This window comes from uncultured Pontibacter sp. (genome assembly GCF_947499215.1).
Classification (GTDB): domain Bacteria; phylum Bacteroidota; class Bacteroidia; order Cytophagales; family Hymenobacteraceae; genus Pontibacter.
In genome coordinates this window covers 242,818-266,072 of record NZ_CANMNI010000002.1, presented here as the reverse complement: position 1 = coordinate 266,072, position 23,255 = coordinate 242,818, and the positions used below count along the sequence as shown (strand labels likewise).

Below are 23,255 nucleotides of genomic sequence, written 5' to 3'. Positions count from 1 at the left end.
GTAAAGGTATAGAATTTAATTTCCTATACCTCGTCCCTGCAATACCGGTTTTATTAATCTGAACTCTACGCGACGGTTAATGCGGCGGTCTTCTTCGTTCCGCTCTTGTCTAAGCGGTTTGCTGCTGCCATAGCCATAGGCATCTATGCGTCCCTCTTCGATCCTGACCTTGCTCTGTATGTATTGCATAATGGCATCAGCCCGGTCCTTGGAAAGGATCTGGTTGAACTCGGGGTCGCCGGCGCTGTCGGTATGGCCGGCTATTTCGAGTCGGAATGAGGGGTTTTCTACCAGAAAATAGGCCACCTCGTCTAAGATCTGGTGCATATCTTCCGTTATAATTGACTCATTTGGCTCAAACTCGATGTTCTTAAACACAATCGGGATGTTGTGGTCGATCACTGTGGTCATAATCTGAAAAGATGTGTCCTGTTTCAAGGCCAGTTCCCGCTCTATCGTAAAGAAATCCGGACTCTGAATGATCATCATATACCTTGAGTTGTCGATCAGGTTAAAGGCGAAGGAGCCGTCCGGGCGGATGTATTTCGAGGATATCTCAATCCCATTGTCAAGGTCGATGATGGAGATGATGCCCGAAAGCGGTTTGTTGGAAACAGAATCGACTAACACACCTTCCACTTTTGTAACGGCCAAAGGGTGAGCCTCCATGGGCAGCGGGAACGAGTAAAGTTCAAGGTTCTTGATGTCGCTCTCTTCGGAGCGGGCATAGTAAAGGTTCTTCGACTGCGAATCGATGGTGAAGTAGTACTCGCTGCCCCGGCCATTTACCAGCGGCCCAATGTTGAGTGGCTCCTGCCAGCGGCCGCCCACATGGTAAGTTTTGTAAATATCGAAATCACCGAAGTTGAACAACTGGCCGCGTGAACTGAAATAAAGCACCTTGTATTTCGGGTGGAAGAAAGGGCTCACCTCACTTTGGCGGGTGTTGATCACCGGACCCATGTTCTGTGCCGGAGCCCACTGGCCGTTTTTCAATTTATGGGTATAGTAAATATCTGACAGACCAAAGCCTCCCAAACGATCCGACGCGAAGTAGAGCGTGTCCTCATTTGGCGACAGGGTAGGCTGTGAGTCCCAAGCGGAGCTGTTCACGTTAGGTCCGAGGTTCTGGATTTCATGCCATGTACCATCTGGCTGCATCGTGGCTTTGTAGATGTCGCAGTTGCCGTAACCGTCAGGAGATTCGCAACGGGCGAAATACAGGGTTTTACCGTCTTTGCTCAAAGTAGCGGAGCCCTCGTTAAAAATGCTGTTGATTGGCTTTCCGAAAGATTGCGCCTCGGACCAGTAGCCGTTGTTGTTGTGCGAGTAGTAAAGGTCTTCGTTCGGCTTGCTCTCTATACCTTGGAACGTGCGCTTCGAGGTAAATATCAGCGTGTTGTTGTCGCCGCTCAGTGTTGGGCCATAGTCTTCATAAGGCGAGTTGATGCCATTGCCCATGTTCAGATACACGCCACGAGGTGGTTTGTAAGTTGAGATAGACTTGCGGTACTCCACTAGCTCGTAGTAGTAACTTAGTGGCACATAATAGTCTTTGGTATTTTGCTCAAGCGAGTCGTAGTAAGACTGCACTTGGCGAACGTCGGTGCGGTGGTGCTTGAGCACGAGGCGGTATACCTCCATGGCTTGGGCCATCATACCCTGTCGCTCATAAAGCTGGCCGAGGCGCCACAGCAGGTTAGTGTCTTTGTAGAAGTTCTGTATGCCGAAGCTGCGCACGTAGCGCTCGAGTAGGGGAAGAGCCTGTCCGTATTGCTTGCGCCTTTCCAGACGCTGTATCTCCGACAGCTTTTTAGAGTCTTTGTAATAGGCGATTCTGTTCAGGTTCGGGAAGTCCAAGTGCATCGCTTGGCTCGGGGCCGTTTTCTTCACCTTCGCATCAGGACCTTCCTGCAGGGGTACGTGCTTCAACTGGCCCAGAGAAAGGAGCGGGGTCAGGAAAAGAAGCAAGAGTAAAACAGGGGCATTAAGTTGTTTCATCGGTACAGAATGTGTTACCTGAAACCAAAGATATTATTTTTTAACCTATGTTCTGAAACGATTTATTAATTATCCCTTATATTTTAAGTTCAAGCTTGGCCAGTATCATGAATACGACAATTTGAGTGCCTGAACGCTCTTGGCATAGCTCTTGACCATAGTACACCCCGCAGGCATAAAGGGAAAATTCCGCTATCTTTATGTCAATTTGGCACTGATACAACCTATGAACTATACACTGAAGAAATTTTTGGACAACCTGATGCTCGGAAACATGTCGATTGATGACAACGACGACCTAATTCCGGTGATAACAACTGACCCTGACGAAGAAATGCTGCCGGAGGACATGCCGGCCGAACTACCGTTGCTGGCGGTGCGCAATACTGTACTGTTCCCGGGGGTGGTACTACCGATAACCGTCAGCCGCAAAAAATCGGTGCGACTAGTGCGCAAAGCCCACAAAGGGGACAAGATCATCGGGGTGGTGGCACAGCGCAATACCAATAGCGACGACCCTACCGCCGAAGACCTGTACGGGATCGGCACCATGGCCAAAATCCTGAAAATGCTGGTGCTGCCCGATGGCAACACAACCATTATCATTCAGGGCCAGAGCCGTTTCAAAATAGAGGAGGTTACGCAAGAAGACCCCTATCTGTCGGCCACGGTGAGCTACTGCAAAGACACCTTCCCGAACAAAAAAAGCAAAGAGGTAAAAGCCTTGGTGCACTCGCTGAAAGACGCGGCTGCCAAAATGCTCAAACTTAATCCCGAGATTCCGCAAGAGGCGCAAGTCGCCCTTGACAATATAGACAGCCCGAGTTTCCTGACACACTTCTTGTCGAGCAACCTGAACGTGGATGTGGCTCAGAAACAGAAGCTTCTGGAAGTGAACGACGGTGTGGACCGCGGCACGCAACTACTCGAGATCATGCTGCGCGAGATCCAGTTGCTGGAGCTCAAGCAGGAGATCCATACGAAGGTGCACACCGACATCGACCAACAGCAGCGCGACTACTTTTTGCGGCAGCAGATTAAGGTGCTGCAGGATGAGTTGGGGCAGGAAGGACCCGATCAGGAGATCGAGCGATTCCGCGAGCGTGCCATGAAAAAGAAATGGCCAGAGCAGATTGCCAAGCATTTTAACAAAGAAATTGAGCGACTGGCCCGCCTTAACCCGCAGGCAGCTGAGTATCCGGTGGCGGTAAACTACTTGGAATTTATACTGGATTTACCGTGGGACGCTACGACCAAAGATAATTTCAACCTGAAGCGCACCAAAAAAATACTGGACGCCGACCACTACGGTCTGGAGAAGGTAAAGGAGCGCATCATCGAGTACCTTGCCGTGCTCAAGCTGAAAAAGGACATGAAAGCGCCGATTCTGTGCTTGTACGGACCTCCGGGCGTAGGTAAAACCTCACTGGGCCGTTCAATTGCCACTGCTTTGGGTCGCAAATATGTCAGAATGTCACTGGGTGGCGTGCGCGACGAAGCCGAGATTCGTGGGCATCGCCGTACCTATGTGGGCGCCATGCCGGGCAAGATCATCAGCCAGATCAAAAAAGTGGGCTCCTCAAACCCCGTTATCATCCTCGATGAGATTGATAAACTGGCCTCCGACTTCCGTGGCGACCCGTCTTCGGCTTTGCTGGAGGTGCTGGATCCGGAGCAGAACCACACCTTCATGGACAACTATCTGGACGTGGAATATGACCTCTCAAAGGTGCTCTTCATTGCAACGGCCAACTCACTGGATACCATTCAGCCCGCCCTGCGCGACCGTATGGAGATCATTGAATTGACTGGTTATACCATGGAAGAGAAGACCGAAATCGCGAAGCGCCACTTGGTGCCGAAGCAGGTGAAAGAGCATGGACTGGAAGAAGAAGACGTAAAAATGTCGAAAGCCACCATCCAGAAAGTGATCGAAGATTATACCCGTGAATCAGGGGTGCGTAGTCTGGAGCGCAAGATCGGGCAGGTTATCCGCAACACGGCCAAACAAAAGGCGATGGAGGAAAAGTATACGCCGGCCATCAAACCGGAGGACGTGGTGAGAATCCTCGGTCCGGAAACCTTCGACAAAGAGATCTATCAGGACATCGACACGGCTGGTGTGGTAACTGGCTTAGCTTGGACCTCGGTGGGCGGCGATATATTGTTTATTGAGTCTATCCTGAGCAAAGGCAAAGGGAAACTTACTTTGTCGGGTCAGTTGGGCGATGTGATGAAGGAGTCGGCTATGACGGCGCTCTCTTACCTGCGTGCCCACGCCGAGTTGCTGGACATCGACTACCGCATATTTGAGCAGTACGACCTGCACATTCACTTTCCGGAGGGTGCCGTGCCAAAAGACGGTCCTTCGGCAGGTATAGCCATTTTTACGTCCATCGCGTCTGTGTTTACGCAGCGCAAAGTAAAGTCCCGTCTGGCTATGACAGGCGAGATTACCCTGCGTGGCAAGGTGTTGCCAGTGGGAGGTATAAAGGAGAAGATTCTAGCTGCCAAGCGTGCCGGTATATCCGATATTATCCTATGCCAGAAGAACCGCAAAGACATCAGTGAAATACCGGAGCAGTACATCAAAGGCCTGCACATCCACTATGTGGACCGTGTGGATGATGTGGTTCAGATCGCCTTGCTGAAGCAGAAGGTAAAACACCCGCTGAATCTGTCTATTACAGAGGATGTCAAAGGAATGAATATCTAGTAATGAGACTGGTCACTGCCCTTTTTCTTGCTGTGTTCCTGAGCTTGCCGCTCATGGTGCAGGCGCAGGTAGGAGGGCAGCGCGGGTTTCCTTTTTTAAAGCTGCCCAACAATGCACGGGTGGCGGCGCTGGGGGGCGTGAATGTGAGTGCGCCGGGGCATGATGTGAACATGGTGGGTTCTAACCCCGCTTTGCTGAACGAAGCCATGGACCGACAACTTTCCCTAACCTATGTTGGTTATCTAGCTGATATCAGGCAAAGCAATCTGGCATATGCTTTCAACACGAGGAAGTATGGCCGCTGGGCTGCTAGTCTGAACTACCTGAACTACGGCGACTTCGTGCAGCGTGACCCGACAGGTATGGAAGAGGGCAGCTTTTCCGTCAACGACTATATCTTGAACCTGAGCCATGCGCGGCAGGCGGAGGCGTTTACAATAGGTGCTACCGCGAAGCTGGCTGTCTCGAGTATGGCAGGCGATAAGGCAGTGGGCTTACTTGCCGATGTGGGTGGCGCTTTTCAGCACCCTGAGCATGATCTGAGTGTGGGATTGGCTTTTAAGAATATCGGCTATCAGGTACGCACCTTTGCGGGGGCAGATCGGCAGGCCATGCCGTTTGACGCCCAGCTGGGGGCGAGCTACAAGCCAGCGCACATGCCGGTACGTTTGTCGCTGACCGCACACCACCTGTACCAGTTTGACGTTGTATACCTAGACCCCAACACATCGGGGCGACTTGATGCAAACGGCAATGAGATACAGGAAGAGAAGAAACTAGGCGACAAGATAGCCCGGCACTTTGTGGTGGGCACAGAGTTCATATTCAGTAACAACTTTCAGGTGCGGGCCGGGTATAACCATTTGCGACGCAAAGAGCTTCGGCTCGACAGCAATGCTGGTGGGGCCGGTTTCTCCGTGGGAGCCATGCTGCGGGTAAGGGCTTTTGAACTGAACTACGCGAGCGCATTTTTTCACCCGTCGGGCGGCACGCATTATATCACGCTCAGCACCGACACAGGCACGTTCCTGAAACGTAAAAGTAAAGAATAAGGCAGCTTTGGTCTGTATGGCCAGCTGCCGGATTTTAAATTTAAACTATCGAAATGTTAGATTCAATTGAGCATTTGACACCAGCCCAGATTGTAGAAGAGCTGGATAAATATATCATCGGGCAAAAAGACGCCAAACGCAACGTGGCCATTGCGCTGCGCAACCGCTGGCGCCGCATGAACGCCGACGAAAGCATTCGCCACGATATCATACCCAACAATATTCTGATGATTGGCGCGACTGGCGTGGGTAAAACCGAGATTGCCCGCCGTCTGGCCAAAATCGCCGATGCGCCTTTCACCAAAGTGGAGGCTTCTAAGTTTACAGAAGTGGGTTACGTGGGCCGCGACGTGGAAAGCATGGTGCGCGACCTCGTGGAGCAATCCGTGAACATGGTGAAGACCAAGAAGAAGGAGGAAGTGAAGCAGAAAGCAGCTGAGGCAGTGGAAGACATTATCCTAGATGCGCTAATTCCGCCAATACAAGGTGGCCGCGCCACGCCAAGCTTCTCCAGTACTTCCGAGCCAAATTCCATGCCCGACAATGACTACGAGTTAAACGAGCGCACCCGCGAGAAATTCAGAGAGAAAATCCGAAACGGCGAATTGGAAGACCGTAAGATCGAGATCCGCATTCAGCAAAGCGCTATGCCGGGTATGGGCGTAATGGGACCGGGTATGGACGAGGCATCCATGATGAACATCCAAGAGATGATCAGCGGCATGATGCCCAAGAAGACGAAGAAGCGCAAAGTAACCATCGCCGAAGCCCGCAAAATTTTGCTCGAAGAAGAAGCTTCCAAGCTCATCGACATGGATGAAGTAAAGGAAGAAGCCATCTTTAAAGCGGAAAACTCCGGTGTGATTTTCATTGACGAGATTGACAAAGTGGCCAGCGCGAGCAGCAAGGGCAGTGGTCCGGACGTGAGCCGCGAAGGTGTGCAGCGCGACCTGTTACCGATTGTGGAAGGTTCTTCCGTTAGTACCAAGTATGGCATCATCAACACCGACCACATCCTGTTCATTGCCGCAGGTGCTTTCCACGTAGCCAAACCGTCGGACCTTATACCTGAGTTGCAGGGTCGTTTCCCAATTCGTGTAGAACTCCAGAGCTTGACCAAAGACGACTTCTACCAGATTCTGAAATTCCCGAAGAACGCACTCACCAAGCAGTATGTAGCTTTGCTGGCAGCCGAGAATGTAGAGTTGAGCTTTGCCGACGAAGCGCTGGATGAGATCGCGTCAATTGCCTTCGAAGTGAACTCTGAGGTAGAGAACATCGGAGCCCGTCGTCTGCACACAGTGATGAGCCGCTTACTCAACGACATCCTCTTCGACGTGCCAGATAAGATCGGACCTAACGCCCATATCGTCGTAAATCGCGAAATGGTATTAGAAAGACTATCTGACATGGTGAAGAACCGTGATTTGAGTCAGTATATTCTTTAAGTTTAGTAGTTAGAGAGTTTAAGAGTTGGGGAGTTAATAGATGTGGTTTTGTAGGGACAGGTCGCGACCTGTCCGAATCATGCCCGGGTTTTTGCAATAAAGACGTGAGAGCAACTACCTTGACTGACAAATAAAAGCGGGTCTTTGGCTCGCGAAACAAAAAGCTGGTGTTTCTGTGAAGGCAGAGGCACCAGCTTTTTTGTTTGAAATGAATTCGATATTTTCAATCATGCAATTTTCCTATGAATAGAACGAAGTTCTCTCAGTTAATGGCTGTCCTGACACTGTTCTTAGTGCTAGGTGCTGTTTTGTCTTATTTTCTCCTGTTAGACATGTCCACGTCGAAACATGTAAAAGAGTCAAGACGATTTAGAACAACCGTGCAAGGCTGTGAGTCGGCTATTTCAAAGGCAGAAACAGACCATAAGAAAGGAGTATTCAAGATGTATTTTAGTAGTGGGTTTGATATGGATGAAAGTAGGTTCCCTTATACATTCTACAAGCGCATTGAGGAGCAATATGGGATCGAGATTATTTATACTGGTGATGTAGGATATCCTTATTTCGGTTGTTACAATCTTAAAATGGATAGTCTATTGTCTGAGAAAATAGGTCGTAAGACAATAGATAGCCTTTACAGGAAAATGCACAGGGAACAGTACCCAGATTAAAGTATCCCCATCCACATCCCATCCGTAATTTGAAGAGTCACTCTTAACTCATAACTCTAAACTATAAAAGCCGTGAACTACTACTTCATCACCGGAACGAGCAAAGGTATAGGCAAGGCCGTTGCAGAGGAATTGCTGCAGGACGAAAACAACTTTGTGATTGGTGTGTGTCGCAACAGCACCATTCAGCACAAGAACTACCGCCATCAGCCACTGGATTTCTCGGATATACCCGCCGTGGAGCATAATCTGCATAAGGTGTTTGCCCCTTACAAAGACGCCGAGAAGCTAGTTCTAATTAATAATGCCGGTGTGCTGGGCGATATTGGTTATGTGGGGGAGGGCATGCCGAACGAGCGTTTTGAGTTCGTGTTTGATATCAATGTGATTGTGCCGGCTATGCTGATGAACACTTTCCTGCAGGTATACAAGCCAGTACAAGTGCCCAAACTAGTTGTGAACATCAGCTCAGGCGCAGGCAAATACCCAATAGACGGTTGGGCCAGCTATTGTGCTTCCAAAGCGGCCATTGACATGCTGTCGCAGACGATACAGCAAGAGCAGAACGTGCGAGCCTCAGACGTGCGGGTATACTCTTTGTCGCCGGGTGTGGTAGACACTGCCATGCAGGAGCATATTCGGGAGAGTGATGCTGAAAAGTTCAGCAACGTGCAACGCTTTAGAGATTATAAGGAACAGGGCGAACTGGCTTCACCAGAAGACGTGGGGCGCAAAATTGTCTGGTTCCTGAATAATGCCAATGATTTTGATGACGTGCTGGTGTCAGTGCGGGATATGCAGGTATAAAGACTAAGGTATAGCAACCCTTGCTCGACTTTACTAAAAACAGAAAAGCTTTTCCAATCCGGAAAGGCTTTTCTGTTTTTAGTCTATAAGTACAGCTATACCTAGGCTTCAACTAGAGCAGGTATAGAGAACCGTTAAAACATACAGCCATAACCGACTGATACTTAAAAATATATAATTTTAATGTTATTTGCTAAATTGATATAGTTATGCTAAATTGATATAGTTAATGTGAAAAGCTCCTATACCTTAGTTTGTTATGAAGAATCCCATCTGTCCTAAGTGTAGTGCCCTTGACGTTGTAAAAAGCGGAATCATCAACAACAGGCAGCGCTATCGCTGCAAAAAATGCGGTTATTACTTCACGGTGAACAAGCTTGGGAAAGGAATTGACAGCTATTATGTAACCAAGGCGCTGCAGCTTTATATTGAAGGCATCAGCTACCGCGAAATAGAGCGGATTTTAGGTGTGAGTCACGTTTCTATTATGAACTGGGTGCGCAAGTATAAAATAAAAGCGCCAGAGCAAACCGAGTATCACCCCACCTACAAAATCCTGAACCACGCCGAGCTGGTGGAGCATATGAAAAACAGCGCCAATCTGAAAGGGGCGGGAATGATGATTACCGAGCTCGGCGACAAGTACATGATGATCAAATGGAAGCGGTTTAAGGATTGATGTATACTAACTTACCAAATATATACACCTCTTTACCCTTTTTCATAAATCTTCCTTAAAATAGATAAAGAATTCGGGGAAACAGCTGACCTCTCTTCACCTTAACATTTAGTATTTCGACATGAAAAAACTGTTACTATATGTAGCGGCAGGGCTAGTGCTTTGCTGCGCAGGAAGGAGTGCGTCCGCTCAAGGCTCCACGGAGTACGGGGCAGGTATAAAGCTGCCTATCAACGAAGACGGCACAAAGTATATCCGCTTTATAACGTGGCACCAAGTATGGGTCCGGTACAATGAGCACAACGCGGGCACGATCCGCAATGGGGAGCCGGTTGACAATACCTTGGACTTCGGCCTCCGCCGTTCCCGTTTCCTGACCTATTCGCAGATTTCGCCTCGGTTTTTGGTGCTCATGCACTTTGGTATCAACAACCAGAATGCGGTGAGTGGAGGTGTGAATCCGGGATTGGACGGTAAGAAGCCCCAAATCTTCATTCACGATGCTTGGACAGAGTACAAGGTTTTCAACAATCAGTTGTCAATCGGGGCGGGGCTACATTACTGGAACGGCATCTCACGCATGACGAATGCCAGTACACTTAACTTCATGGCCATCGACGCGCCGATCTTCAACTGGGCCACTATCGACGCCGCTGACCAGTTCGCCCGTATGCTGGGCGTATATGCCAAAGGCAAACTCGGCAAACTCGACTACCGCGTGGCTGTCAACGATCCTTTTCTGACAAACACGGCACAGGCTATCGGTCCAGCGGCTAACTACAATCCGCAAAACAACAACAAGGTATACCAAGGCTATTTCAATTGGCAGTTCTTGGACCAAGAATCTAACTTGTTGCCCTACATGGTGGGCACTTATCTGGGCACCAAGCGTGTGTTCAACATCGGCGCCGGTTTCCTGCACAACAAAGACGGTATGTGGCGTGAACAGAATACAATCAATGGTTTCATAGTAGAGAAAGAAGATATCAACCTGTTTGGTGTGGACGCTTTCTTGGACCTCCCGCTCAACACCGAAACCAACACCGCCCTGACAGCCTATGGTGTGTACTATAACTATGATTTCGGTCAAGACAACGTGCGCAGCATCGGTATAATGAACCCGGCGCAGGGTGGTGGCGGACTCCGCGGCAATGCCTTCCCGACCATCGGCACGGGTGATATTCTGTACGGACAGGTGGGCTACCTGCTACCAAAAGACTTAGTAACTGAGAAAGCCCGCCTGCAGCCATACGCCGCCTACAGCTATGGCAGTCTGGAAGGAGTGCGCGAAAGTAATGGCAGCAAAGTGCCTGTAAAAGTGCTCGATATCGGCGCCAACCTTTTGCTCGAAGGTCACCATTCCAAACTTACGCTCAATTGGCGCAATCGACCTGATTTCACGAACCCGGATAACCTGCGCTACAGACCAGAAATTACCCTACAGGCCATGATCTACTTGTAACAGAACCTTAAAAAACTAATCGCTATACCCATGGAAAATAACAAGAACAGAATGCAGGAGTACTGGCAGCGCAACGTGCGCATACTCCTGACGCTATTGGGCCTTTGGTTCGTCGTGTCCTATGTCTTCGGCATTTTGCTGGTAGACGAGCTCAACGCCTTCCGACTGGGCGGGTTCAAACTTGGTTTCTGGTTTGCGCAACAGGGTTCCATTTATGTGTTTGTGCTGATCATCTTCATCTATGTGTGGCTGATGAACAAGCTCGACCGCGAATTTGACGTGCACGAAGATTAATCTCCCACAAAAAACACTTTAAGACAATGGATATTTTAACTTGGACATACATCATCGTGGGCATCACGTTTGCCCTCTACATCGGTATCGCGATCTGGTCGCGTGCCGGCTCTACAAAAGAATTCTACGTGGCAGGCGGAGGCGTTTCGCCGCTGGCCAATGGTATGGCAACGGCCGCTGACTGGATGTCGGCTGCTTCGTTCATCTCTATGGCGGGCCTTATCTCGTTTATGGGCTACGACGGCTCGGTATACCTGATGGGCTGGACGGGCGGCTACGTATTGCTCGCCCTTTTGCTGGCCCCCTACCTGCGCAAGTTCGGCAAGTTCACCGTGCCTGATTTCGTGGGCGACCGCTACTACTCCAAAACTGCCCGTCTGGTGGCGGTAGTTTGCGCCATTTTCGTGTCGTTCACCTATGTGGCCGGCCAAATGCGCGGCGTGGGTATCGTGTTCTCTCGCTTCCTCGAAGTGCAGATTGAAACCGGTGTGATCATCGGTATGATTATCGTGCTTTTCTATGCCGTGCTGGGTGGTATGAAAGGCATTACCTATACCCAGGTAGCCCAATACTGCGTGCTGATCTTCGCTTACATGGTGCCGGCTATCTTCATCTCCATGATGCTGACCGGCAACCCGATTCCACAGCTTGGTTTGGGTGGAACGCTGGCCGATGGCACTTACTTATTGGATAAACTGGATGGTTTGCTTCCTGAACTCGGGTTCACGGCCTATACCGATGGCAGCAAAGCTACGATTGACGTGTTCTTTATTACGGCCGCTTTGATGGTGGGTACAGCTGGTCTGCCGCACGTAATTGTGCGTTTCTTCACGGTGCCGAAAGTAAAAGATGCGCGCAAGTCAGCGGGTTATGCGCTGGTGTTCATCGCCATCCTTTATACAGCCGCTCCTGCGGTAGGCGCTTTCGGTATGTACAACATGCTGCAGACCACCAGTAACCAGCCTATTGCCACCTTGCCGCAATGGGTGAACAACTGGGAAAAGACTGGTTTGATTGGTGTGGATGACAAAAACGGCGACGGTCGCGTGCAGTATGTGAAAGACCCTGCCGTGAACGAGCTCACAATCGACAAAGACATTATGGTGTTGGCCAACCCAGAGATCGCACAGCTTCCAAACTGGGTGATTGCGCTGGTAGCGGCCGGTGGTCTGGCAGCTGCTCTTTCCACAGCGGCTGGTCTTTTACTGGTTATCTCGACTTCTATTGCGCACGACTTGCTCAAAAAGTCTGTGATGACAGGCATCTCAGAAAAGCAGGAGTTAATTTCTGCCCGTATCGCCGCGACATTTGCGGTAGTGATCGCAGGTTATTTCGGCATCAACCCGCCGGGCTTTGTGGCTGAGGTAGTGGCCTTTGCCTTCGGTCTGGCAGCGGCTTCGTTCTTCCCGGTTATTATTATGGGAATTTTCTCGAAGCGCATGAACAAGCAAGGCGCGATCTGGGGCATGGTATCAGGTATGTTGTTTACCATCAGTTACATTGTCTACTTCAAGTTTCTTAACCCAGCTGCTAACCTACCGGAAAATTGGTTCATGGAAATCTCTCCTGAAGGGATCGGCACGGTAGGTATGATCGTGAACTTTGTTGTTTCATTCATTGTATCCCGCTTCACGCCAGCCCCACCAGCTCACATTCAAGAGCTTATCGAAGATATCCGTATACCACGCGGTGCCGGCGAAGCAGTTGCCGGGCATTAAGATTAAAATTGTTTATTGTTAGTTGTTGATTGTTGGGTGGTTGAATCAGGGCATTTCGCCAGTCAGCCATTCAGCATTACCCCACCCCAGCCCTCCCCTAAAAACAGGGGAGGTAGCTTAAAAAAAATGTTCCCAAAGTTCCCCCTCCTGTTTTTAGGAGGGGGTTAGGGGGAGGTGAAACCCCCAACTCTCTAACTTCCAAAGTTCCATGCGTGACCGCTCAAAAGGTAGACGACTCTTTTTCATCAGTGCCCTGTTCATGGTGCTGCTGAATTTTCCGTTGCTTTCGATTTTCAACTCGGGGGCGACGGTGAGCGGTGTGCCGGTGCTATACCTGTACCTGACGGTGGTGTGGTTGCTTTGTATTGCGGCGATTGCGTTTTTCATTAACCGGCAGAACCCCAGAAAGGAGCGGAAGTAACCCATGAACTACTGGCTTGTAATCGGTGTGTCGTTTTTCTACCTGGCTTTGCTTTTCGGGCTGGCTTCGTGGGCAGAAAGGCGTTCGGCTGCGGGCAGGAGTTTCGTGGGCAATCCGTACATCTATGCGCTCTCCATGGCTGTGTACTGCACCGCCTGGACCTATTACGGTTCGGTGGGAAGAGCCGCGACAACAGGTTTGGGTTACTTAGCTATTTACATCGGCCCGACGCTGATGGCGCCGCTCTGGTGGGTGGTGCTGCGTAAGATTATCCGCATTTGCAAGGTGCAGCGCATTACCACCATCGCCGATTTTATCTCATCCCGCTATGGCAAGAATATTACACTGGGCAGCATTGTCACCATCATCTGCGTGCTCGGCATTATACCTTACATTTCCATTCAACTCAAGGCGATTGCCAGTAGTCTGGATTTACTCACAGGGATGAACGAAGTGGGCAGAAGTCCGCTGTTTGGCGATACGTCTTTTTACATCGCGCTGGGCTTGGGACTGTTCACCATCGTATATGGCACGCGGCACGTAGAGGCCACCGAGCGGCACGAGGGTATGGTAACGGCCATTGCTTTCGAATCGCTCTTCAAGCTGGTCATCTTTATTGTGGCGGGTGTTTTTGTGACCTACGGCGTGTTCAATGGCTTTGGTGATATCATGCAACAGGCCACGCAGCTGCCTGACTTCGAGCGGCTGATGACTTTCGATAACGAGAGCGGCTTTTCGCAGTGGTTCTGGATGGTGGTGCTCTCCATGTTAGCGATTCTTTTTCTGCCGCGCCAGTTCCAGGTGGCTGTGGTGGAGAACGTGAACGAGCAGCACCTAAACAAGGCCATGTGGCTGTTTCCGCTATACCTGTTCGCCATCAACATTTTTGTGCTTCCTATAGCCTTTGGCGGTGACTTGCTCTTCAATGGCGCCAACGTGGACGCCGATATGTTTGTGCTGGCTATACCGTTGAGCGAGGGCCAATCGCTACTTGCCTTGCTGGTATACCTAGGTGGCTTTTCGGCGGCGACGAGTATGGTTATTGTGGCCACTATCGCCATGAGCGTGATGATCAGCAACAACTTGGTGATGCCGCTTCTGGTAGGTGTGCCTGCCATTAAAAACCGCTACCAGAACCAGCTCACGAAACTCTTGCTTTTCAGTCGCCGACTCGGCATTCTGGTGATTCTCTTGCTGGCATACCTGTACTACAAGGGAGTAGCCGAATACTACTCGCTGGTGGAAGTCGGGCTAGTATCATTTGCGGCGGTGGCGCAGTTTGCACCTGCCATTATCGGGGGTATTTTCTGGAAAGAAGGCACCAAGAACGGGGCGCTAGCAGGTATAGTGGTCGGGGCTGCGGTCTGGTTCTATACCTTGGTCGTGCCGTCAATGGTGGGGGTGGGCATGCTGCCAAGTTCAATTCTAGAGCAAGGTCCACTGGGTATAGCCCTACTCAAGCCATTTGAGCTGTTCGGGCTGCAAGGGATGGATTACATTTCGCACGCCATGTTCTGGAGCATGTTTCTGAATGTCGGCTTGTACATTGGCATTTCGATTTTGAGCAAGCAAACGTCGCAGGAGCGCAATCAGGCAGAAGTGTTTGTGGATATCTTCAAGTACTCCACGGTGTTCGAAAGCTCGATCGTCTGGAAAGGCACGGCTTATATACCTGACATCAAATCCTTGCTGGTGAACTTCCTTGGGGAGAAAAAAGCGGAAGTGGCGATGAAAGCCTACAAGCGCAAATATCCCGAGCCCGAAGACGAATCAGGCAAAGCCGACCCGAAACTGGTGACTTATGCCGAGAAGCTTTTGTCGGGTGTCATCGGATCTTCGTCGGCTCGCATCATGGTGTCGTCGGTGGTAAAGGAAGAGGAGATCAGCATTGACGAAGTGCTCAACATTCTGAAAGAATCGCAGCAACTGATATCGATCAACAACGAACTCCGCCGCAAGTCTATGGAACTGCGCCGCGCTACCGAGCAACTTCGCAGCGCGAACGAACGACTCAAGCAACTCGATGAACTTAAAGACGAGTTCTTGTCCACGGTGACACACGAGTTGCGCACACCACTGACTTCGATTCGGGCGCTTTCTGAAATCCTGTACGACAACCCCGAAATGGAGCGCGAGGACCAAGAGCATTTTCTGCAGACCATCGTGAAGGAATCGGAACGGCTAACCCGCCTGATCACGCAGGTGCTGGACTTGGAGCGCTTCGAGTCGGGCAAGCAAAAGCTCAACCTAGGGCCTGTGCAGATAGAGGAAGTGGTGCGCGAATCGGTGGAGGCGCTTGAGCAACTGGTGCAGGAAAAAGATATTGATCTGGTGGTAGACGTGCAGCATAACCTGCCCGCTATCAATGGCGACAAAGACCGTTTGATACAGGTGCTGGTCAACCTGATTTCCAATGCCATCAAGTTCTGCAACCCCGAGCACGGTCGCATTATCGTGTCGGGTTATTACATCGACGGGGATATCAAAGTGAATGTGGTGGACAACGGAAAGGGCATTGACCCCGAGTTTCACAAACAGATCTTCGACAAATTTTATCAGGCGCAGAACCAGAACATCCGAAAGCCGGAAGGCAGCGGGCTGGGACTGGCCATCAGCAAAAAGATAATTGAATCGCACCAAGGGCGCATTTGGGTGGAGAGCGAACTGGGCAAAGGGTCCAAGTTTTCGTTCGTGCTGCCCGTGAAAGTAAATGTGCCCGCAAACGTATAAGACTATGAGTACCAGAGAGAAACTGAAGGTGTTGGTGGTGGATGATGAGCCAAGTATACTCATGCCGCTGGAGTTCCTGATGCGCAAGAGCGGCTATCAGGTGTTTGTGGCTCGCAACGGTACCGAGGCCATGGAGAGTGTGGACAAGGAGCGGCCCGATGTGGTGTTGCTCGACATCATGATGCCTGATGTGGATGGCTACGAGGTATGCCGCCACATACGCGGACAGGAAGATATGAGCGGGGCCAAGGTCATTTTCATGAGCGCCAAGACCAAGGACGCTGACATTAAAAAAGGCTACGATGTGGGGGCGGACCTGTACATTCCGAAGCCCTTTTCGACACGTTTCCTGATGGAGAAAATCAAGGAGTTGACACAGAGTTAATCGCAATAAAAGAACAGGAGATATGGAAAGCTTAACTCACACCTACAGCTCGTACGCCGAGGCCTACGAAAAAAGCATTCAGGACCCCGAGGGTTTTTGGGGCGAACAGGCGCGGCAGATTGCGTGGTTCGAAGAACCAAAGCAAGTCCTGACCACTGACGAAAACGGTTTCTACCGCTGGTTTGCGGGAGGCAAGCTCAACACGGCTTATTTGGCGCTGGACTACCACGTGGAGAACGGACGCGCCGACCAGACTGCCCTGATCTACGACTCGCCTGTTACCAACACCATCCGCAAGTATACCTACCGCGAGTTCCGCGACATGGTGGCCCGATTTGCCGGAGCGCTACGTGGTTTGGGTGTGGGTAAAGGCGATACCGTGGTGATTTACATGCCCGTTATACCGGAGGCCGTAGTCGCTATGCTGGCCTGCGCCCGACTGGGAGCCATCCACTCGGTGGTGTTCGGAGGCTTTGCGCCGCACGAGCTCACGGTGCGTATTGATGATGCCCGCCCAAAAGTGGTTATCTCCGCTTCTTGTGGCATTGAGTTCGACAAGCACATCCCTTACAAGCCGCTACTCGACAAAGCCCTGAACGACAGTAAGCACAAGCCCGAGCATACCATCATTTTGCAACGCCCTTACGTGGAGGCCGACATGCAACCGGGCCGCGACCTTGATTACATGGACGTACTACAGAAAGCCCAGCCAGCCGACTGCGTGCCGGTAGATGCGCACGACCCGCTGTACATTCTCTATACCTCCGGTACCACAGGCAAACCCAAGGGTATTGTGCGCGACAATGGCGGCCATGCCGTGGCGCTCAAGTTCAGTATGAAAGCCGTGTATGGCGTTGACCCGGGTGATGTGTTTTGGGCCGCTTCAGACGTGGGCTGGGCCGTGGGCCATTCATATCTGGTATACGCCCCGCTGATTCATGGCTGCACCACGGTGCTGTTCGAAGGTAAACCGGTTCGCACTCCGGATGCCGGCACATTCTGGCGCATCATCATGCAGCACGACGTGAAGGTGCTTTTCACGGCTCCAACCGCCATTCGTGCCATCAAGAAAGAAGACCCTAACGGGATTGAGAAAATCAAGTACGACCTGCCGTCGCTGAAGTACTTGTTCCTAGCCGGCGAGCGCTGCGATCCCGCCACCTACTATTGGGCAAAGGATTTACTCGGAGTGCCGGTGATTGACCACTGGTGGCAAACCGAATCCGGCTGGCCGATGGTGGCCAATATGGTAGGCTACGGCATAAAGCCAGCCAAGCCGGGTTCTGCAGGTTTGCCGGTGTGCGGGTATAAAGTGGAGATTCTGGGCGAGGAAGGGCAGGAGTTGATACCTGCGCAGGAAGGCTATGTGGCCGTAAAACTGCCGCTGCCGCCGGGCTGCCTACCAACACTTTGGGAAGACAACGACCGATTCTACAAGTCCTACCTGGATCGTTTTCCCGGCTATTACATGACCGGCGACGGGGGCTATATGGATGAAGATGGCTATATTTATATCATGGGCCGCATTGATGACGTCATTAACGTATCGGGCCACCGTCTCTCAACCGGAGAGATGGAAGAGATGGTCGCGTCGCACCCCGCTGTAGCCGAATGCGCCGTGGTAGGTATAGCAGACGACCTGCGTGGACAACGCCCGATCGGACTGGTAGTGCTCAAAGACGGACAAAACATTAGCGAACAGCAAATCGAACAGGAGCTAATCGCCCTGATTCGGGAGAAGATAGGTGCCGTGGCCTACTTCCGCAACGCTTTGATTGTAAAGCGACTGCCCAAGACCCGCTCTGGCAAAATTCTCCGCAAAATACTGCGCAATATTGCCGATGGCGTACACTACGCCATACCTTCCACCATCGATGACCCGGCCATACTGACCGAGATTCATGATGACCTGAAGGAGAGGAAAATTGGGAATGCTTTTTTGGAGTGAGCACCCCACCCCAGCCCTCCCCTAAAAACAGGGGAGGGGGCTAATATTGCTCCCGCTTACTGAACTCGAGCGGGGTAGAATGTAAAAGTAACCATTACGCCAGTTACAAACTGGCACATAAACAACCACAAGTTGCGCCGACGCTAAACTTGCGGTATACTTTGAAATAATTACTCCAAAAACTCCCCCTCCTGTTTTTAGGAGGGGGTTGGGGGAGGTTCAAACCATAAACAAACCGATATCATGCCTAACATTCAAATCAAATCTTATCAGGAATACGAAGAGGCCTATAAGCGAAGTGTAGAAGACCCGGAAGGGTTCTGGTCCGATATAGCGAGCACCTTTACGTGGCGCAAAAAATGGAACACGACATTGGAGTGGAACTTTGAGGAGCCGAACATAAAGTGGTTTAAGGGCGGCAGGCTGAACATCACCGAAAACTGTCTGGACCGTCATCTCAAAACCCGCGGCAACAAGCTGGCGCTGATTTGGGAGCCGAACGACCCGAAAGAAAGATTTGTGCGCTATACCTACCGCGAACTCCACGAGAAGGTATGCCAGTTTGCCAACGTGCTCAAAAAGAACGGCGCCAAGAAAGGCGACCGCATTTGCATCTACATGCCGATGATTCCCGAGCTGGCCTTTGCCGTGCTGGCCTGCGCCCGTATCGGAGCGATTCACTCGGTGGTGTTTGCCGGTTTCTCCGCCGTGGCCATGGCTGACCGTATCAACGACGCGCAGTGCAGCATGGTGCTCACCTCCGACGGTCTCAACCGCGGCGCCAAACAGATTCCGGTGAAGCGTGTGGTAGACGAAGCTTTGGAGCGTTGCGACTCAGTGCAGAAAGTGATTGTGGTGGAGCGTCTGGGCTGGGCCGTGAACATGGTGGAAGGCCGCGACGTGTGGTACCACGACGAAGTAAAAGGCGTGAGCAAAGACTGTCCGGCCGAAGAAATGGACGCTGAAGATATGCTCTTTATTCTCTATACCTCCGGCTCCACGGGCAAACCGAAAGGGGTGGTACATACCTGCGGCGGCTACATGGTATACGCCCAGTACAGCTTCAGCAACGTGTTTCAGGTACAGGAAAATGACATCTATTGGTGTACCGCCGACATCGGCTGGATCACCGGCCATACCTATTTGCTTTATGGTCCGCTCTTGTCGGGCTCAACTTCCCTGATGTTCGAAGGCGTGCCGACTTACCCGGACATGGGCCGTTTCTGGCAGGTAGTCGATAAGTTCGGTGTGAATATTTTCTACACCGCGCCAACCGCGATTCGTTCCCTGATGGGTGGCGATATTGACGATGTGTTGTCCTATAGTCTTGACTCGCTCAAAGTGCTAGGCTCAGTGGGCGAACCAATCAACGAAGAGGCATGGCACTGGTACCACACCCACGTCGGCAAAGAGCGTTGTCCGCTGGTAGACACCTGGTGGCAGACCGAAACGGGCGGCATCATGATCTCGACCATCGCCAATATCACCCCGATGAAGCCAAGCCACGCTGGTCTGCCCCTGCCAGGTATACAGCCGATATTGGTAGACTCGGAGGGCAAGGAGATAACTGAAAACGAAGTGGAAGGCTACCTCTGCATGAAATTCCCGTGGCCAAGCATCATCCGCACCACCTACGGAGACCACGAGCGTGCCCGTCTGAGTTACTTCTCTACCTACAAAGGCCTGTACTTCACCGGCGACGGTGCCAAGCGCGACAAAGACGGTCTGTACCGCATCATCGGCCGCGTAGATGATGTGATCAACGTATCCGGGCACCGTTTTGGCACCGCCGAGATAGAAGAAGCTATCAACCACAACTCCCATGTGGTAGAGTCTGCGGTGGTAGGCTACCCGCACGATGTGAAAGGGCAGGGCATTTACGCGTTTGTGATCTGCAAAGAAGTACCGGAGCGTGAGGATTATTTACGTGCCGAAATTATCGAAACAGTAGTAGAGAAGATCGGTAAGATCGCCAAGCCGGATAAGATCCAGATCGTGAGCGGACTGCCGAAGACCCGTTCCGGCAAGATCATGCGCCGTATCCTTCGCAAAGTAGCCGAGGGCGATACCTCGAATCTAGGCGATACATCTACTTTGCTTGATCCGGATGTAGTAGAGGAGATCAAAGCGGGTGCTTTGTAAAGTTAGTTAATTGATAAGTTTAGTTGAATGCGTAAAGTCCTGCGGCGTTTGCTGCAGGACTTTTGCGTTTCAGGTTCTTGCAATCCTGTCTTCAAAACCGTACCTTCAACAGGTATAACCCGAAGCTATGAAGCCCTCCAACGTCATACAAGAACGCGTCCACGAGTTTCTCAATGCCTATCCACCTTTCAACCTGATTGACTCCGAAAAACTGCGGGATTTGGCAAGGCAGGTGCGGGTGCTATACCTCGAGCCGGAACAGGTCTTGTTTTCGCAGGGAGACACGGCGCATGAGTTCTTTTATGTAGTGCGACAGGGCTCCGTCAGGCTGGAGCAAACAACTGAAGGGGGCAATCCGAAGTTGCTGGACGTGTGCGACGAAGGGGATGTGTTTGGGGTACGGGCACTCATTGCCAAAAAGAATTATTCCTCCACTGCTACCTCCGCAGAAGAGTCATTGGTATATGCTATACCTATCATAGCCTTTGAGCCTATTCTCACCGAAAACCCGCAGGTGGCGCTGTACTTTGCGGCGGGTTTTGCGGCAGGGCAACCGGTACGCAACTCTACCATGCGCGATGCGAATAAGGCACGGGTCGGGCTAAGCACTATAGCACCAGCCTCTATACCGCTGCACCTCGAAGACACCCTTAAAATCGACACTAGCAAAAACATCGTAGCCTGTCCGCCCGATACCTCTATTCGGCTGGCCGCCCAGATGATGAGCGACAAAGACTCCAGCTTTATGATGGTGGTTGACGCCGAGGAGCGACCCTTAGGCATTTTGACCGACACCGACTTGCGGCGCCAAGTGGTGGCGGGGCACGTGGCCATCGACGATCCAGTAGAGGTGATCATGTCGGCTCCGGTGATTACCACGGTCCCCAATCCGCCCATGGCGGATGCGCTGATCAATATGATCCGGAACAAGGTGAAGCACCTCTGTGTCACGACCGATGGTACCATAAATTCACGTGCATTGGGCGTACTCACCGAGCATGACCTCTTGCTGGCGCAGGGCAATAACCCGGCCGTGCTTATCTCCGAAATTCGCCAGACCCGTGACATCGCCTCCTTGCCTGCCGTTCGCGATAGGGCCGAAGAGCTTTTGCTGAAATATCTCGAACAGGAAGTAAGTATTTCATTCATAGCCAACATCATCACCGAGATAAACGACGCCATTATTGTGCGGGCCCTGCAGCATGCCGAAAAGGAACTGGGCGAACCGCCGGTGCACTACTGTTGGCTCTCACTGGGTAGTGAGGGACGTGAAGAGCAACTCCTGCGCACCGATCAGGACAATGCGTTGGTATTTGAAGACAAGAACATCGCGCTGGAGAAAGAGCATCAGGGGTATTTTCTGAAGCTAGGCGCTATCGTGCGGGATATACTGGTGCAATGCGGTTTTGAGAAGTGTCCTGCCGACATGATGGCCAGCAACCCGAAGTGGTGCCAGCCGCTGCATACTTGGAAACAGTACTTCTACAACTGGATACACGAGCCGACCGAAGAGGCGCTGATGCACACGTCCATTTTCTACGACTACCGCCCCGTTTACGGCGACTTCAGCCTAAGCCGTCAGCTGACCGACTACATCTACGAGAACATCCAACAGGAGCGCATTTTCCTGCCTTTCCTAGCCAAGCATGCCTTGCAGAGTCCACCGCCGTTGAGCTTTTTCCGCAACTTTATAGTAGAGCGGGGAGGGGAGCACAAAAATGAATTTGATATAAAACTGCGGGCTATGACGCCACTCGTGGATGCCGCCCGCGTGCTCACGCTCGACAACCGCGTGGCCGGGGAGAACAACACCTTCAAGCGTTTCGAGAAACTGGCTGAACTGGAGCCGCAGAATGCCGAGCTCTACCGCGAGGCAGCTATGGCTTACGAAATCATGATGCGTTTCCGGGCGCTTAGTGGCCTGCGCAACAAGAATTCTGGACGCTACCTCAATCCCAACCAGCTCAACAAACTGGAGCGGCAGACGCTGCGCAGCACCTTCAAACCCATCAGCGACATACAGGAACTCCTGCAGGTGCGCTTCCAACTTAATTACCTCGGCTAATGGAGTGGTTGAAAGAGCTTATTTACCAGCTGCAACCAGTCGACAAGAACGCCCCGGCTTTCTGGCAAAGGTATAGCGCCGCCTTAAAGGAGCAACCGCCAGGCAGTACCCCGCTTGCAGGGGCCGAATTTGTGGTATTTGATACAGAAACGACTGGTTTGGACCGGCGAACCGACAAAGTGCTTTCCATCGGGGCGATAAAGGTGAGCGGTTTGCAGGTGCTCGTTTCAGACACTTTCGAATGTCTGGTGCAGCAGGAGGGGGCGCCGTCCACCAAAAGCGCCGAAGTGCATGGTTTGCTTTCCAAAGAGCTGGAGACAGGCATAACGGAGCGGGAAGCCGTCGAGGGTTTTGTCGATTTCATCGGAAACGCCATACTTGTCGGACAGCATGTGGACTTTGACATTGCCATGGTCAACCAAATGCTGAAGCGGCAAGGTATAAAAGGCAAACTCCGCAATCGCTCCGTAGACACAGCGCACTTGGCTATCCGGTTGGAGCGCCGCCACGCCGACAACCATACCCTCAAAAACGCCGAATACAGCCTCGACGCCCTTTGCGAAAGGTATAATCTGCCCACCGACGATCGCCATACCGCCTCCGGCGACGCCTTCGCCACAGCCTTGCTGTTGCTCAAGCTGCTTTCGCTGGCTAAAAAGCGGGGAGTTACAACGGTGGGGGAGTTAATGAAGTGATAATGTGCGCTGGTTCTTATT

Annotated in this window: 17 protein-coding genes; 16 read left to right on the top strand and 1 reads right to left on the bottom strand. The window is 51.6% G+C overall.

Annotated features, from left to right (window positions below; translation table 11 throughout):
* Positions 1-15: 15 nt before the first annotated feature.
* Complete coding sequence (locus tag Q1A04_RS09095; RefSeq protein ID WP_299704304.1) at positions 16-2,001, bottom strand: OmpA family protein; 1,986 nt, start codon at positions 1,999-2,001, stop codon at positions 16-18.
* Positions 2,002-2,227: 226 nt separating this feature from the next.
* Here Q1A04_RS09095 and lon point away from each other — a divergent pair, with 226 nt between their 5' ends.
* The 16 genes from lon to Q1A04_RS09015 all read left to right on the top strand — a co-directional run bounded on the left by lon (position 2,228) and on the right by Q1A04_RS09015 (position 23,234).
* Positions 2,228-4,717 carry an endopeptidase La gene (gene lon / locus Q1A04_RS09090; protein WP_299704301.1) on the top strand — a complete coding sequence of 830 codons (2,490 nt, stop codon included), beginning with the start codon at positions 2,228-2,230 and terminating at the stop codon, positions 4,715-4,717.
* Between the two features lie 2 nt (positions 4,718-4,719).
* Positions 4,720-5,769, top strand: a complete 1,050-nt coding sequence (gene porQ / locus Q1A04_RS09085; RefSeq protein ID WP_299704298.1) for a type IX secretion system protein PorQ — start codon at positions 4,720-4,722, stop codon at positions 5,767-5,769.
* A 53-nt stretch (positions 5,770-5,822) separates the two neighbouring features.
* Positions 5,823-7,217 (top strand): ATP-dependent protease ATPase subunit HslU, encoded by a 1,395-nt coding sequence (hslU, locus tag Q1A04_RS09080; RefSeq protein ID WP_299704295.1) that lies wholly within the window; start codon positions 5,823-5,825, stop codon positions 7,215-7,217.
* Between the two features lie 242 nt (positions 7,218-7,459).
* Positions 7,460-7,888, top strand: coding sequence for a hypothetical protein (locus tag Q1A04_RS09075; RefSeq protein WP_299704292.1), 429 nt, complete (start codon positions 7,460-7,462; stop codon positions 7,886-7,888).
* A gap of 72 nt (positions 7,889-7,960) precedes the next feature.
* Positions 7,961-8,695 (top strand): SDR family NAD(P)-dependent oxidoreductase, encoded by a 735-nt coding sequence (locus Q1A04_RS09070; RefSeq protein ID WP_299704290.1) that lies wholly within the window; start codon positions 7,961-7,963, stop codon positions 8,693-8,695.
* A 259-nt stretch (positions 8,696-8,954) separates the two neighbouring features.
* The gene (locus Q1A04_RS09065) at positions 8,955-9,374 is read left to right on the top strand and encodes a helix-turn-helix domain-containing protein (protein WP_299704287.1); all 420 of its coding nucleotides are present in this window, start codon (positions 8,955-8,957) and stop codon (positions 9,372-9,374) included.
* A gap of 121 nt (positions 9,375-9,495) precedes the next feature.
* Positions 9,496-10,836: a hypothetical protein gene (locus Q1A04_RS09060; protein ID WP_299704284.1), complete on the top strand. Its 1,341-nt coding sequence runs from the start codon at positions 9,496-9,498 to the stop codon at positions 10,834-10,836.
* 30 nt (positions 10,837-10,866) lie between these two features.
* Positions 10,867-11,130, top strand: coding sequence for a DUF4212 domain-containing protein (locus tag Q1A04_RS09055; protein ID WP_299704281.1), 264 nt, complete (start codon positions 10,867-10,869; stop codon positions 11,128-11,130).
* Between the two features lie 26 nt (positions 11,131-11,156).
* On the top strand, positions 11,157-12,848 hold the full coding sequence (locus tag Q1A04_RS09050) for a sodium:solute symporter family protein (RefSeq protein ID WP_299704278.1): 1,692 nt from the start codon (positions 11,157-11,159) through the stop codon (positions 12,846-12,848).
* A gap of 208 nt (positions 12,849-13,056) precedes the next feature.
* Entirely contained in the window at positions 13,057-13,269 is a 213-nt protein-coding gene (locus Q1A04_RS09045) for a hypothetical protein (protein WP_299704275.1), read from the top strand.
* A 3-nt stretch (positions 13,270-13,272) separates the two neighbouring features.
* Positions 13,273-15,999, top strand: a complete 2,727-nt coding sequence (locus Q1A04_RS09040; RefSeq protein ID WP_299704273.1) for an ATP-binding protein — start codon at positions 13,273-13,275, stop codon at positions 15,997-15,999.
* 4 nt (positions 16,000-16,003) lie between these two features.
* Positions 16,004-16,384 carry a response regulator gene (locus Q1A04_RS09035; protein WP_299704271.1) on the top strand — a complete coding sequence of 127 codons (381 nt, stop codon included), beginning with the start codon at positions 16,004-16,006 and terminating at the stop codon, positions 16,382-16,384.
* Between the two features lie 22 nt (positions 16,385-16,406).
* Positions 16,407-18,332: a propionyl-CoA synthetase gene (locus Q1A04_RS09030; protein ID WP_299704268.1), complete on the top strand. Its 1,926-nt coding sequence runs from the start codon at positions 16,407-16,409 to the stop codon at positions 18,330-18,332.
* A 243-nt stretch (positions 18,333-18,575) separates the two neighbouring features.
* On the top strand, positions 18,576-20,474 hold the full coding sequence (gene acs, locus Q1A04_RS09025; protein WP_299704265.1) for an acetate--CoA ligase: 1,899 nt from the start codon (positions 18,576-18,578) through the stop codon (positions 20,472-20,474).
* A 127-nt stretch (positions 20,475-20,601) separates the two neighbouring features.
* Complete coding sequence (locus Q1A04_RS09020) at positions 20,602-22,539, top strand: DUF294 nucleotidyltransferase-like domain-containing protein (RefSeq protein WP_299704262.1); 1,938 nt, start codon at positions 20,602-20,604, stop codon at positions 22,537-22,539.
* Positions 22,539-23,234: an exonuclease domain-containing protein gene (locus Q1A04_RS09015; RefSeq protein ID WP_299704260.1), complete on the top strand. Its 696-nt coding sequence runs from the start codon at positions 22,539-22,541 to the stop codon at positions 23,232-23,234. Before Q1A04_RS09020 ends, Q1A04_RS09015 begins: the two co-directional genes overlap by 1 nt.
* Positions 23,235-23,255: the final 21 nt, after the last annotated feature.